The sequence below is a fragment of the Methylobacterium sp. CCH7-A2 genome (genome assembly GCF_001557075.1).
In the GTDB taxonomy this organism is placed as follows: domain Bacteria; phylum Pseudomonadota; class Alphaproteobacteria; order Rhizobiales; family Beijerinckiaceae; genus Allobosea; species Allobosea massiliensis.
In genome coordinates this window covers 76219-88853 of record NZ_LSKN01000136.1, presented here as the reverse complement: position 1 = coordinate 88853, position 12635 = coordinate 76219, and the positions used below count along the sequence as shown (strand labels likewise).

Below are 12635 nucleotides of genomic sequence, written 5' to 3'. Positions count from 1 at the left end.
TGTGTCCTGGAGCGGGATTTGGCGTGCCCCGCGCAGCGCTGGCAAGGCCCAGTCATGCAGGTTTGTCGGGCGGAACAAAGCCGGGGTGGGTGACGTTCCGTCGCCGGCCATCGGGCCGCCGGAGATGTGAGCCTTGTCGCTGACTGCCCTGAATGCCCTCAATTTCTTCATGGCCGATGTCCGCGACGGCCTCGGTCCCTTCCTCGGGGTCTATCTCCAGGAGAAGGGCTGGGGGCCGCAGGATATCGGCCTGGTGATGACGGTGGGCGGGCTCGCCGGCATGGCGGCGACGATACCGCTGGGGGCGCTGGTCGACCATACGCGCTTCAAGCGGGCGGTGATGATCGTCGCCTCGCTCGCGATCATCGCGGCGACGCTGACGATGCTCTACGTGCCGAGCCTCAAGGTCACCATCGGCGCGCAGATCGTCCAGGGCGTGGCCGGGGCAGTGATCGCGCCGGCGATCGCCGCGATCACGCTCGGCCTCGTGCGCCAGGCGGGCTTCGCGCGGCAGCTCGGCCGCAACGAGGCTTTCAACCATGGCGGCAACATGTTCGCCGCGCTGGCGGGCGGCGCGCTCGGCTATGTCTTCGGGCTCCAGGCGGTGTTCTGGTTCATGACGGCGATGGCGGTCGGTGCCATCGCGGCGGCGCTGATGATCCCGGCCGAGGCGATCGACCACGACGCGGCCCGCGGCTGCGAGACCGGCGATGTCGAGGCGCGCGAGGGCTCGGGCTGGCGCATGCTGCTGACTTCGGCGCCCCTCGGCATCCTGGCGCTGGTCATGATGCTGTTCCATCTCGGCAATGGCGCGATGCTGCCGCTGCTCGGCCAGTCCATGGTCGCGAGCGGGCAGGGCGACCCCAGCACCGCGACGGCCCTGACCGTCGTGGTGGCGCAGCTCACCATGATCCCGATGGCGCTGTTGGGGGCGAAGCTGGCGCAGAGCCGCGGCTATGGCTTCGTCATCGTGCTCGCCCTGCTGGCGCTGCCCCTGCGCGGGCTGATCGCGGCCTCGATCCCCGGCTTCTGGGTGCTGGTGCCCGTGCAGATCCTCGACGGTGTCGGGGCCGGGTTGCTCGGCGTCGCGCTGCCGGGCCTCGTCGCCCGCATCCTGCGCGGCACGGGACATTTCAATGTCGGGCTCGGCGCCGTGATGACGGTGCAGGGCATCGGCGCCTCGCTGAGCCCGACGCTGGGCGGCTGGGTGGCTCAGTCCTTCGGCTACGGCCCGGCCTTCCTGGCGCTGGGTGGCATCGCGGCGGTGGCGCTGGCGGTCTGGCTGGTCGCGACGATGGTGTTCGACGGGACGTGGGCGGGGCGAGCCCAACCGGGGGATTCGATCGCTGCAGCCAGCGGCTGACAGACGGGCTCCGGAGTGTTATACGGGATGTATAACGGGAGCTGAGCCTATGAACGAGACTGTGGCGCTGCGGGGCGGTGAGTCTGTTGCTGACGTCGTCCAGCTTCGGAAAATCGGAAACTCGGTCGGCATCATCCTGACCAAGGACATTCTGGCGCGCTTCCGCCTGGCGGAGGGGGACCGCTTCACGGTGGTCCAGCAGCCGGGCGGCGAAGTGAAGCTCGTTCCCTATGACGATGTCCATGCCCGGGGCATGGAGATCGCGCGACGCTCCTTCAAGAAATACGCCGCCACCTATCGCGAACTCGCCAAATGAGCGAGCCGATCTGGGTGAGTGTCGAGCTGGCGAGCGACATTCACGCGGAACAGCTCGCGCTCTTCGGTGGACCCGCCGGCTTGCGGGACCGGGCGTTGCTCGAATCGGCTCTGGCACGCGCACCGAACAAGCATGCCTATGGCGAAAGCGACATTGCTGCCCTGGCCGCGGCCTATGCTTTCGGGGTGGCGCGCAACCATCCCTTCGTCGACGGGAACAAGCGCGCGGCGTTCGGCTGCATGATCGTGTTCCTCGGCCTCAATGGTATCGATTTCGATGTCGATCCCGCTATGGCCGCCGCCGCGATCCTTGCGCTGGCCGCCGGCGAGGTCGAGGAGGACGGGCTGACGCGCTGGATTCGCGACAACTGGCCGAAGGATGCGCCGGCATAAGGACACCCCGATGACCACACCCATCTGGATCGAGGCCGCGATCAACGGGCCCTGGGGCGTCGCGCGCCAGCCGGGCATTCCGATCGCCATTCCCGACATCGTCGCGGACGGGATCGCGGCGGTGGAGGCCGGCGCGGCGATCGTGCATCTGCATGTCTACGACCTCGAAACCGGGCGCCAGCGTGACGACTGGGAGCTCTATGCCCAGGCGATCGAGGGCATCCGCGCGAAGGTCGACGCCATCGTCTATCCCACCATCCCCATCGTCGGCTCGGGCTATGCGGGGGACATCATCGGGTCCGGCCGCTACACGCATCTGGAGGAACTGGCCAGGCGCGGACTGGTCGAATGGGGCGTGCTCGACCCCGGCTCCTGCAACTGGACGACGTTCGACGGAATCCCGGAAGGCGAGGCCGGCTTCATCTACCAGAACCCCGGCGAGCATATCCGCGAGGGAATGGCGGTGGCGCAGGCGCACGGGATCCATCCGAGCTATGCGATCTACGAGCCCGGCTTCACCCGGCTGGGCGCGGCGCTGGCCAAGGCCTATCCGGGCATGCCGACGCCGATCTACCGGCTGATGTTCTCGGACGCCTTCGCCTGGGGCTTCCGCCGCGCGACTGGGCGCTCGACGCGCATCTGAAGCTGCTGGCGGAGGATGCGCCCGAGGCGCCGGTGATGATCGCGGGGCTGGGCGTGGACCTGACCGGGCTGATCCCGGCCGCGGTCGCGCGCGGCGTGCATGTGCGCGCCGGGCTGGAGGATGCGCCCTTCGGCTGCGGGCGGAGCAATGCCGATCTGGTGGCGGAGACGGTGCGGCTCGTCGAGGCCGCCGGCGGGCGCCCGGCCAGCGTCGCCGAGGTGAGGGCCCGGCTGAAGGCCGTGGGCTGAGCCCGCCATGGCGACGACGAGCTGCGATGTCGTGATCCTCGGCGCGGGCCATAACGGGCTCGTCTGCGCGCACCGGCTCGCCCAGGCGGGGCTGTCGGTCACGGTTCTGGAGCGGCGCGGCGTCGTCGGCGGCGCGGCGGTGACCGAGACGTTTCATCCCGGTTTCCGCAACTCGACCGCGAGCTACACGGTCAGCCTGCTGCGGCCCGAGATCATCGCCGCGATGGAGCTTCAGCGCCACGGCCTGCGGATCGTCGAGCGGCGGATGGCGAATTTCCTGCCGCTGCCGGATGGGCGCCATCTCGCGGCCGGCCCAGGCCGGACGGCGGCCTCCGTCGCCGCCTTCTCGGAGCGCGATGCGCAGCGCCTGCCGGCCTATGAGGCGCGGCTGGAGACGGTCGCCGCGGTGCTGCGCGATCTCGTTCTGCAGGCGCCGCCCAATCTCGGCGATGGCGGCTGGCTGGCTGCGCTGCCGGATCTGATCGATGCCGGCCGGGTGGCGCGGCGGCTGTCGCGGCTCGATCTCACCGCCAAGCGCGACGTGATGGACCTCTTCACCAAATCGGCCGGGGACTGGCTCGACGGCTGGTTCGAGAGCGAGCCGATCAAGGCGCTGCTCGGCTTCGACTCGGTCGTCGGCAACTATGCCAGCCCCTACACGCCGGGCTCGGCCTATGTGCTGCTGCACCATGTCTTCGGCGAGGTGAACGGCCACAAGGGCGCCTGGGGCCACGCCATCGGCGGCATGGGCGCGATCACGCAGGCGATGGCGAAGGCCTGCGCCGAAGCCGGCGTCGCGATCCGGCTCGACAGCCCCGTTGCTGAAGTGCTGAGCGAGAAGGGCCGGGCGGTCGGCGCGGTGACGGCGGAAGGCGATGTGGTGCGGGCGCGCGCCGTCGTCTCGAACCTGCATCCGCGGCTGCTCTTCGCCAAGGTCGATCCCGCGATCGTGCCTGCGGATTTCACCGAGCGGATGACGCGCTATGCCTCGGGCTCCGGCACCTTCCGAATGAATGTCGCGCTGTCGGCGCTGCCGCGCTTCACCAGCCTTCCCGAACCCGGCGACCATCACACCGCCGGCATCATCATCGCGCCGAGCCTGGCCTATATGGACCGCGCCCATGCGCAGGCGCGTCTCTCAGGCTGGTCGCAGGAGCCGATCGTCGAGATGCTGATCCCGTCCACGCTCGACGACACGCTCGCCCCGCCGGGCGGCCATGTCGCGAGCCTGTTCTGCCAGCATGTCGCGCCGGTGCTGCCCGAGGGGCTCGACTGGGAGTCCTGCCGCGACAGGGTCGCCGATCTGATGATCGAGACCGTCGACCGTTATGCGCCGGGCTTCAAGGCCTCGGTGGTCGGGCGGCTGGCGCTCTCCCCCGCCGATCTGGAGGCGCGTTTCGGGCTGGTCGGGGGCGACATCTTCCATGGCCGGCTGACGCTCGACCAGCTCTTCTCGGCCCGCCCCGTGCTCGGCCATGCCGATTACCGCATGCCGGTGCCGGGGCTCTATCTCTGCGGCTCGGGCGCCCATCCCGGCGGCGGCGTCACCGGCGCGCCGGGGTTTAATGCGGCGGCGGCGGTGCTGGCGGACCGGCGGCGGAGGCGGTTCTGAGGGTCGATTTGGGGCGGTGGATGGGCGGGGGCAAGCGTGGTGATGGCCGTTGTGGATCAGGAGCCGACGTTGGGCCCCACCACCTGTAGATCAGCCGGGCGAAACGAACCGGGGCCGGTGTTTCTGAAGCGACCCCGGTTCTTAGCTGCCTAGATTAGGTCTGGGACTTCGATGTGAGCGCGCTAGGGCGCACCGAGACATTGAGTGCCTCGATTTTGGGATTATCCGCAATCAGCTGCACTAAGCGTTCGGCGAGCGCCTCGCTGTTGTGCTTGAGGACATAGCGATGCACGGCGATCGTCACTGTGCCCGTAGCATCATCCCTGCCAGTAATCTCAAAGCCTTCCAGATCGTCCGTGCCGGTCTCGTCGGTCATCATGGTCTCCATCTATGCGGGCTTGAACAGTCAGTACTTTAATTGGGCCGGAATCTTTGGATATTTCTGAAGCGGCGGGAGCGCGGGACTCTGGTCACCCGCTCCGCAGGGACTGCTTGTTGGCTGCGGCTACATCATGAGGGTCGGCGGAGGCGGATTGTTCGGTTCTCGACTTGCTTTGCAAATTGCTTGCCTCAAACGCTCAATTGGAAACCAGTCATCAATCTGGTCCGGATCTGTCAGAGGCAGGCGATGGGCGATGCCCGGCATCATAGCTCGGGCTTGGCGAATGGTTGGGAGCATCCTCACGCTATGGACGAACCCGCACTTTTCGATGTCCAACGCGGCCTGTAGGAGTTCCGGGTCGGCAACCGTCATGTAACGACCCGTAAAGCTGGCTGAGAGATCGCTGAGAGAGTTTGCCTGCCCCGCGAAATACAACTCCCAAGTCGTTGGAGGGGCTGTCTTAGACGGGGCGGAAAGCTCGATCATCGTTAAGGCATGCAGCGCCTCCGGAGACAGCAATCGAGTCGACTCGGGCAGCTGCGCGGTTACCTGCAGAGGGTATCGTATGATGTGGCAGGCTCGATGGAAAAGCACCAAAGCTTCTCGGAGAGCCAAGGCTCTCCCCATTTTCTTCGCGCGGCGGTCGGGCGCCGTAACCAGTCGCTCAATGAACAGCACCGTAACGGCAATCCCGCACGCATCAGTGAAGAAGTTTGCGAATATTGCCTCGTTTAGGCCCAGCTTGCGCCGGAGGCGGTACAATCCGAACATTGCAAGCGCCAACGCTACGGCTACCAAGCCTGCCCGATGCTCCTCGAACAATTCAACGGCGCCTCGTCTAAGTTTCTTGAAGTCCATGCCTCAGCCCCCCGTGGTCGTTGCCCAGAGGGAAACGATATGAGTTCTTGGATCAAGGTTTAGGTGCCTACTTGCTCATCGCCAAAGGCACCTGACCCTGCAACCCACGCACGTGGCGAAGGCTGACGGAGCATGTCAGCTATGGAGCGGAAACAACCACTTCTGAATGCCTGCGCCGGGCCACCGCCCCCCTCCACCCTCTCGCCCCGCGAGACCACCCGCCGCATTGGTGCTGGGCCTGCGCCACCCTACATGTGAAGGGCCGACACTCGCCGAGAGCGCCCCGCCCCATGTCCGACCGCGACTCCGAAGCCAACCGCTTTTCTGCCCGAGCCGCGCGCTATGCGCGTGTCGGGGCCAATGTCGGCGGGGTGGCGGCGCGGATTGCGGGCGCCCGGCTGTTCGGGATGGAGGGGCGCAATGCGTCCAATGCCGAGGCGCTGGCCAAGGCGCTGGGCGGGCTGAAGGGCCCGATCATGAAGGTGGCGCAGCTCGTCGCCACCATCCCCGATGTGGTGCCGCCGGAATATGCCGCCGAGCTGCAGAAGCTGCAGTCGCAGGCGCCGCCGATGGGCGCGGCCTTTGTCAAGCGCCGGATGATGGCGGAGCTGGGCGCCACCTGGCGCGAGCGCTTCGGCTCCTTCGATCTGCAGCCGGCCGCGGCGGCTTCGCTCGGGCAGGTGCATCGGGCCACGACGCTGGAGGGTGTCGCGCTCGCCTGCAAGCTGCAATATCCGGACATGGAATCGGCCGTCGAGGCCGACATCGCGCAGCTCGACATTCTGTTCGCGCTGCACCGGCGCATGGACCCGGTGATCGACACCAGCGAGATCGCCAAGGAGATCGGTGCGCGCGTCCGCGAGGAGCTCGACTACCAGCGCGAGGCCAAGCACATCGCGCTTTATCGCGAGGTGCTGGCGCAGACGCCGGAGATCCGCGTGCCGGCGCTGGAGAGCTCGCTCTCGACCAAGCGGCTTTTGACCATGCACTGGCTCGAGGGTGACGGTATCCTGACCCACAAGCAGGACGAGCAGCAGGCGCGCGACCGGATCTCGACCGCGATGTTCAAGGCCTGGTGGCGGCCCTTCAGCCATCACGGCATCATCCACGGCGACCCGCATCTCGGCAATTACACCGTCTTCTCGGAGGACGGCGCGGCGCAGGGCATCAACCTCCTCGATTATGGCTGCATCCGCATCTTCCCGCCGTCCTTCGTGGGCGGCGTCGTCGATCTCTATCGCGGCCTGCTGGAGGGCGACGAGGCCCGCGTCGTCCATGCCTATGAGGTCTGGGGCTTCAAGGGGCTGACGAAGGAGCTGGTCGACACGCTCAACATCTGGGCGCGCTTCATCTACGGGCCGCTGCTGGAGGACCGCACGCGCCGCATCGCCGAGGATGTCAGCCCGGCGGAGTATGGGCGCCGCCAGGCCTTCGAGGTGCATCAGGCGCTGAAGAAGCGCGGGCCGGTGACGGTGCCGCGCGAATTCGTCTTTATGGACCGCGCCGCGATCGGGCTCGGTGGCGTCTTCCTGCATCTCGATGCGGAATTGAACTTCCACCGGCTGTTCGAGGCGGAGATCGAGGGTTTCAAGATCGAGACGGTCGCGGCCGACCAGGCCTCAGCGCTGGCGCGGGCGGGGCTGGTGGCGATGGTTTAGGCCTCGGCCTATCGCGAGGAAACACAGCGTCATCCTGGACAAGCGGCGCAGCCGCGCAGGCCGGGATCCATCATAAGGCACCGTCGATGCCCTATGATGGATCCCGGGACGACCTGCGGTCGCCCCAGGATGACGGCGCGTTTTGGCAAATGCTGGCAATTGAGGCGCGGCGCCCCGATTCGGCGCTTGCTTGTGCGGCGTTGGGCGGTCTAGATCGCGCGCTTCCCGTCCAGCGTTTCCGGAAGCGCTTCCCGCCATGGCCACCACCTCCGCGCCCGTCGCCATCATCATGGGCAGCCAGTCCGACTGGGCGACCATGCGCCATGCCGCCGAGACGCTGGATGCGCTCGGCATCGCCCATGACGACCGCATCGTCTCCGCCCATCGCACGCCGCAGCGCATGGTCGAATTCGCGACCGGCGCCAAGGCCGAAGGTTTCAAGGTGGTGATCGCGGGCGCCGGCGGCGCGGCGCATCTGCCCGGCATGACGGCGTCGCTGACGCCGCTGCCGGTCTTCGGCGTTCCCGTCGAATCCAAGGCGCTGTCGGGACAGGATTCGCTGCTCTCGATCATGCAGATGCCGGCCGGCATCCCCGTCGGCACGCTCGCCATCGGCCGGGCCGGCGCGGTCAATGCGGCGCTGCTGGCGGCGGCCGTGCTGGCGCTGTCGGACGAGGCGCTGGCGGAGCGGCTCGACGCCTATCGCGCCCGCCAGAGCGCGGCAATCGCGGAACGCCCCGTGAAGGACGAGGCGTGAGCGCGCCGGTGGTCGAGGGTCAGCCGCTGGCGCCCGGCGCCGTGCTCGGCATCATCGGCGGCGGCCAGCTCGCCCGGATGATCGCGCTCGCCGCGGCCGATCTCGGCATCGCCAGCCATATCTTCGCGCCCGAGCCGGAGAACCCGGCCTTCGACGTGGCGGCGGCGAAGACGGTGGCGCCTTACGAGGACGAGGCGGCGCTGGCGCGCTTCGCCGAGGCCGTCGACGTCGTGACCTATGAATTCGAGAATGTGCCGGCGGCGACGGCGGCCTTCCTCGCGGCCCGCAAGCCGCTGCATCCGGGCGCCCATGCGCTGGCGGTGACGCAGGACCGGCTCAGCGAGAAGCGCTTCGTCTCCGAGCAGGGGCTGACGGTGGCGCCCTTCCGCGCGGTGGATTCGCTGGCCGATCTCGAGGCCGCGGTCGCGGCGCTGGGGCGGCCTTGCGTGCTGAAGACGCGCCGCTTCGGCTATGACGGCAAGGGCCAGGTCAAGATCCTGCCCGGGACCGATCTCGCGGAAGCCTATCAGGCGATCGGCCGGGCGCCCGCCGTGCTGGAGGGCTTCGTCAGCTTCGCCCGCGAGGTTTCGGTCGTCGCGGCGCGCGGGGCGGATGGCAGCTTCGCCGCCTTCGATCTCTGCGAGAACGAGCATCGCGACCACATCCTCGCCTTCACGCGCATCCCGGCGCAGGTGACCGCGGCCACGGAGGCCAGCGCCATCGAGGCGGCGCGGCGGATCGGGGCGGCGCAGGGCTATGTCGGCGTCTTCGCGGTCGAGATGTTCATCGTCGGCGAGGGGGCAAGCGAGAGCGTCGTCGTCAACGAGATCGCGCCGCGGGTGCACAACTCCGGCCACTGGACCAGCGAGGGCGCCCAGACCTCGCAGTTCCACCAGCATGTGCGGGCGGTCTGCGGCTTCCCGTTGGGTTCGGCCGCCCGTCGCGGCCGGGTCGAGATGGAGAACCTGATCGGCGACGCGGCGCTGCGCTGGCGCGAGCTCCTGGCCGAGCCGGGCGCGCATCTGCATCTCTACGGCAAGCGCGAGGCCAGGGCCGGCCGCAAGATGGGCCATGTCACGCGGGTCTGGCCCGAGCAGGGCTGACGGCTCAGAGGACCCGCTGCAGCCGCTCGCCGCGGGCGAGCCAGAAGGCCTTGAGCGGGGCCGGGACGATGCCGAAGCTGCGATAGAGGAACAGGGCGAAGGCGCCGGGCTCGGCGCCGCCGCTTTCCCGATAAGGTGCCATCAGTCTCTCCAGCACAACCTTGCGATGGCGCTGGCGCGCGGCCGGCCGCAGGGCCGAGGGCGGCGTCTGCATGATCAGCTGGATCAGCCGGTCGAGGATGGCGTCGTCGGTGGTGCCGGAGAGGCGGGCGAGCTCGGCTTCCAGCACTGCCTGCTTGGCCTCGGCGAAGGTCGCGCCCTTGGCATAGGCCTGTTCGACCCGCGCCCAGGCGGGAATCGCGAGGTCGTTGGCGAGGATCATGATGCGCCGTTCGACCTCGGAGTCGGAGGGCGGTTCGAAAGCGGCGTTCTGCATCGATTTTCCCGGTTTCGCGGCGTGGACAGCCGCAGGCTTTTCTGTTATCCGCACGAACCTTCGAAGGGTCTGCCTCGCCGATCCTCCGTCCACCCTTATTAGACCAACCCGCTAAAGACGGACACTCACGTGCAGGTTCTCGTTCGCGACAACAACGTCGACCAGGCTCTCCGCGCTCTCAAGAAGAAGCTGCAGCGCGAAGGCGTCTTCCGCGAGATGAAGCTTCGCGGCCATTACGAGAAGCCCTCCGAGAAGAAGGCCCGCGAAAAGGCCGAGGCCGTCCGTCGCGCCCGCAAGCTGCAGCGCAAGAAGCTGCAGCGCGAAGGCCTGCTGCCGGCGCCGGTGAAGCCGAAGCGCCCCTGATCCTGTCAGGGCTGCGGCGTTTCGCCCTCCCTCGATGATCCGATATCGCCCCGACCGCGCCTGGAGTCTCCTCCGGGCGCTGTTGCTTTTCCGGCGGCGTTAACCAAGTCTTGGCACTGGCGGGCGTTCTGGTGAGCGGGGCGCTGTCGGTTGGGGGAGCGCGATGAAGCGGTGCCGGCCCGAGGGGTGGCACGGCAGACGAGCAACGGAACCGGACCGATGAGGCAGAGCATGATGCGTGGCGGAAACTGGCTGGCGGCTGCGGGCCTGGCCCTGGCGCTGGCGGGCTGCGACACCGTTTCGACCATGACGGCCCAGCCGATCGCGGAACTCGACACCGCCTCGGCGGCCGAGGCGAGCGTCAACATCGGCTCGCTGACCGAGGTCATCAACCGCAACCCCAACGATCCCGGCGCCTACAACACGCGCGGCGCCGCCTATGCCCGCGTCGGCCGCTTCTCGGACGCCATCGCCGATTTCACCAAGGCGGTCCAGCTCGACCCCAACCTCGCTTCGGCCTACACGAATCGCGGCCTGGCGCTGCGCCAGAGCGGCCGCAACGACGCGGCGCTGGCCGATTTCAACAAGGCGACCAGCGTCGCGCCGAACTACGCGCCCGCCTTCATCGCGCGGGCCAATCTGCTGCGCGCCCAGGGCAACAGCCAGCAGGCGCTGGCTGATCTCAACGTCGCGATCCGGCTGAACCCGGAATCGGCGGAAGCCTTCCATGCGCGCGGGCTGGTCTACCAGCGGGAAGGCCAGCACCAATATGCGATCTCCGATTTCGATTCGGTGATCGACCGCAATCCCTACAACGCGCCGCCCTATATCGCCCGCGGCCAGAGCCTCAACGCCATCGGCAAATACGATTCGGCGCTGGAGGATTTCACCGCTGCGCTGAACGTCGACAACCGCAGCGCCGACGCCTGGGCCGGTCGCGGCTTCGCGCAGGAGAAGCTCGGCCAGCGCTCGGAAGCCTCGCAGAGCTATCAGCGCGCGCTCGGGCTGGACGGCAACAATGCGGCCGCGCGCGCCGGGCAGGGCCGTCTGGGTGGCGGCGGCGGGCTCTTCCGCAGCTGATCACTCGACGGTGCGGCTCTCCGCCGCTTGGACCGATCCCCGCGTCGCCTCCGCAACGAACCGCCGGATCTCTGGCAGCGAGCCATGGGCCGGAAGATCCTCGTGTCCACCCTTCGGGAAGCGCAGGAACCGCTTGGGGGCGTTGGCGAGGCCGAACAGCGCCTCGCCCTGGGCGAAGGGGATCACCCGGTCCCGCTCGCCATGCAGCACCAGCAGCGGCGCCCTGACGCGCTCGATCACCGCATCCGAGCGGAAGCTGTCGAGCATCAGCCAGGCGACCGGCACGTAAGGGTAGATGCCCTGCGCCACCGCGACGGTGGAGAGATAGGGCGCCTCCAGCACGACGGCTGCCAGCGGCGCCTCTGCGGCGAGTTTCAGCACGACGCCCGTTCCCAGCGATTCGCCATAGCCGACGAGCTGAGCCGCGCCGAAGCGTTCGACGGCGGCGCCATAGGCGGCGCGGGCGTCGAGATGCAGCCCGGCTTCGCTGGGCCGGCCGGTCGAGCCGCCATAGCCGCGATAACTGACGGCGAGCAGCCCGGTGCCGTCCTCGGTCAGGGCGCGGAAGCGCGCAACGCGGCCGGGGCTGCCGAGATGGCCGGCATTGCCGTGAAAATAAAGGATGACCGGCTTGCCGGACCGCGGAGGGACCGTCCAGGCGACAAGGCGCTCGCCATCGGCCGCGGTCAGGGTCAGCTCTTCGGCAGCCGGCAGTCCGGCGGCGGCGAGGTCGGCGCGGGCGGGATTGCGCGGAAAGACCAGCTCACGCTGCCGCACGAAGAGCAGTCCGAGGACAGCGAGGTAAGCGGCGAGGGCGATGCCGAGCAGGCGGGTGAGGATCATCATCGCAATGCTTCTCCCCCAGCAAGGTGGCGAACGCGCGACGCTCAGTCGAGCCGCTTCAGCATCTCGTAGGACACGGCCTCGAAACCGGCCAAGCGATAGGCGCGCAGCGCCGGTTCGTTGCCGGTCAGCGCGCCGAGCAGCAGCGCCCGGCAGCCACGCTCGCGGGCGAAGCGCTCGGCCTGCGCCAGCAGCATCTGGCCGATACCGGTGCCGCGCTCCCGCTCCGCGACCACGATGTTCTCGATCAGGACATGGTCACGCAGCTCGGCATGGACATAAGGCCCCGTGCGGCCGAGCCGCAGGGCGAGATAGCCGAGGCAGGCGCCGTCCCGCTCGGCGACGAACTGGGCGCCGCCCTGCGACCTCGTCTGCGCGCTGTCCGCCTCCAGCAGCGCCAGGGCCGTCTCACGGCCGCGGGCGCGGGTGCTGCTGAGATCGGCCTCCCAGGCGGCGAGCTGCACGAGCAGGCCTGTCACGGCCTCGCGGTCGGCCTCGCGCATCGGGCGGATGGTGACGCTCACGGTGTGGCGGACTCCCAACGAAAAAGACCGGCGCGAGGCCGGTCTTTCGCAGCGGTC

The 12635-nt window shown here is 68.5% G+C and carries 16 protein-coding genes; 11 read left to right on the top strand and 5 right to left on the bottom strand.

The annotated features are described in order from the left end of the window. Positions 1–133 precede the first annotated feature (133 nt). The 6 genes from AX750_RS11930 to AX750_RS11910 are packed head-to-tail and all read left to right on the top strand — an operon-like array spanning position 134 to position 4574. Positions 134–1363 (top strand): MFS transporter, encoded by a 1230-nt coding sequence (locus tag AX750_RS11930; protein WP_156446686.1) that lies wholly within the window; start codon positions 134–136, stop codon positions 1361–1363. Between the two features lie 49 nt (positions 1364–1412). Then, on the top strand, positions 1413–1679 hold the full coding sequence (locus AX750_RS11925; RefSeq protein ID WP_066726150.1) for a hypothetical protein: 267 nt from the start codon (positions 1413–1415) through the stop codon (positions 1677–1679). Then, positions 1676–2071, top strand: a complete 396-nt coding sequence (locus AX750_RS11920) for a type II toxin-antitoxin system death-on-curing family toxin (protein WP_066726152.1) — start codon at positions 1676–1678, stop codon at positions 2069–2071. Before AX750_RS11925 ends, AX750_RS11920 begins: the two co-directional genes overlap by 4 nt. A gap of 10 nt (positions 2072–2081) precedes the next feature. Then, positions 2082–2714, top strand: coding sequence for a 3-keto-5-aminohexanoate cleavage protein (locus tag AX750_RS11915; RefSeq protein ID WP_245282378.1), 633 nt, complete (start codon positions 2082–2084; stop codon positions 2712–2714). Then, a complete protein-coding gene (locus tag AX750_RS26875; protein ID WP_245282381.1) occupies positions 2672–2962 on the top strand; it encodes a 3-keto-5-aminohexanoate cleavage protein in 291 nt (96 codons plus the stop codon). Before AX750_RS11915 ends, AX750_RS26875 begins: the two co-directional genes overlap by 43 nt. 7 nt (positions 2963–2969) lie before the next feature. Beyond that, positions 2970–4574: an NAD(P)/FAD-dependent oxidoreductase gene (locus tag AX750_RS11910; RefSeq protein WP_066726154.1), complete on the top strand. Its 1605-nt coding sequence runs from the start codon at positions 2970–2972 to the stop codon at positions 4572–4574. Positions 4575–4728: 154 nt separating this feature from the next. On the opposite strand, the gene AX750_RS11905 is transcribed toward AX750_RS11910, so the two are convergent. Further along, the gene (locus AX750_RS11905; protein ID WP_068308058.1) at positions 4729–4950 is read right to left on the bottom strand and encodes a hypothetical protein; all 222 of its coding nucleotides are present in this window, start codon (positions 4948–4950) and stop codon (positions 4729–4731) included. 129 nt (positions 4951–5079) lie between these two features. Then, entirely contained in the window at positions 5080–5814 is a 735-nt protein-coding gene (locus AX750_RS11900; protein ID WP_066726158.1) for a hypothetical protein, read from the bottom strand. Positions 5815–6104: 290 nt separating this feature from the next. On the opposite strand from AX750_RS11900, the gene AX750_RS11895 reads away from it, so the two are divergent. The 3 genes from AX750_RS11895 to AX750_RS11885 all read left to right on the top strand — a co-directional run bounded on the left by AX750_RS11895 (position 6105) and on the right by AX750_RS11885 (position 9332). Next, positions 6105–7472, top strand: coding sequence for an AarF/UbiB family protein (locus tag AX750_RS11895; RefSeq protein WP_066726160.1), 1368 nt, complete (start codon positions 6105–6107; stop codon positions 7470–7472). Between the two features lie 256 nt (positions 7473–7728). Further along, positions 7729–8229 carry a 5-(carboxyamino)imidazole ribonucleotide mutase gene (gene purE, locus AX750_RS11890; RefSeq protein ID WP_066726162.1) on the top strand — a complete coding sequence of 167 codons (501 nt, stop codon included), beginning with the start codon at positions 7729–7731 and terminating at the stop codon, positions 8227–8229. Beyond that, positions 8226–9332 carry a 5-(carboxyamino)imidazole ribonucleotide synthase gene (locus AX750_RS11885; RefSeq protein WP_066726163.1) on the top strand — a complete coding sequence of 369 codons (1107 nt, stop codon included), beginning with the start codon at positions 8226–8228 and terminating at the stop codon, positions 9330–9332. Before purE ends, AX750_RS11885 begins: the two co-directional genes overlap by 4 nt. Before the next feature lie 4 nt (positions 9333–9336). Here AX750_RS11885 and AX750_RS11880 read toward each other — a convergent pair whose 3' ends face one another. Further along, positions 9337–9768 carry a hypothetical protein gene (locus tag AX750_RS11880; protein ID WP_066726165.1) on the bottom strand — a complete coding sequence of 144 codons (432 nt, stop codon included), beginning with the start codon at positions 9766–9768 and terminating at the stop codon, positions 9337–9339. A gap of 129 nt (positions 9769–9897) precedes the next feature. On the opposite strand from AX750_RS11880, the gene rpsU reads away from it, so the two are divergent. Together rpsU and AX750_RS11870 are read left to right on the top strand one after the other, a co-directional pair. Further along, the gene (rpsU, locus tag AX750_RS11875; RefSeq protein WP_054140900.1) at positions 9898–10131 is read left to right on the top strand and encodes a 30S ribosomal protein S21; all 234 of its coding nucleotides are present in this window, start codon (positions 9898–9900) and stop codon (positions 10129–10131) included. A gap of 231 nt (positions 10132–10362) precedes the next feature. Continuing rightward, positions 10363–11211 (top strand): tetratricopeptide repeat protein, encoded by an 849-nt coding sequence (locus AX750_RS11870; protein WP_245282377.1) that lies wholly within the window; start codon positions 10363–10365, stop codon positions 11209–11211. On the opposite strand, the gene AX750_RS11865 is transcribed toward AX750_RS11870, so the two are convergent. Then, a complete protein-coding gene (locus AX750_RS11865) occupies positions 11212–12057 on the bottom strand; it encodes an alpha/beta fold hydrolase (protein WP_066726169.1) in 846 nt (281 codons plus the stop codon). 41 nt (positions 12058–12098) lie between these two features. Then, entirely contained in the window at positions 12099–12578 is a 480-nt protein-coding gene (locus AX750_RS11860) for a GNAT family N-acetyltransferase (RefSeq protein ID WP_066726172.1), read from the bottom strand. Between the last annotated feature and the right edge of the window lie 57 nt (positions 12579–12635).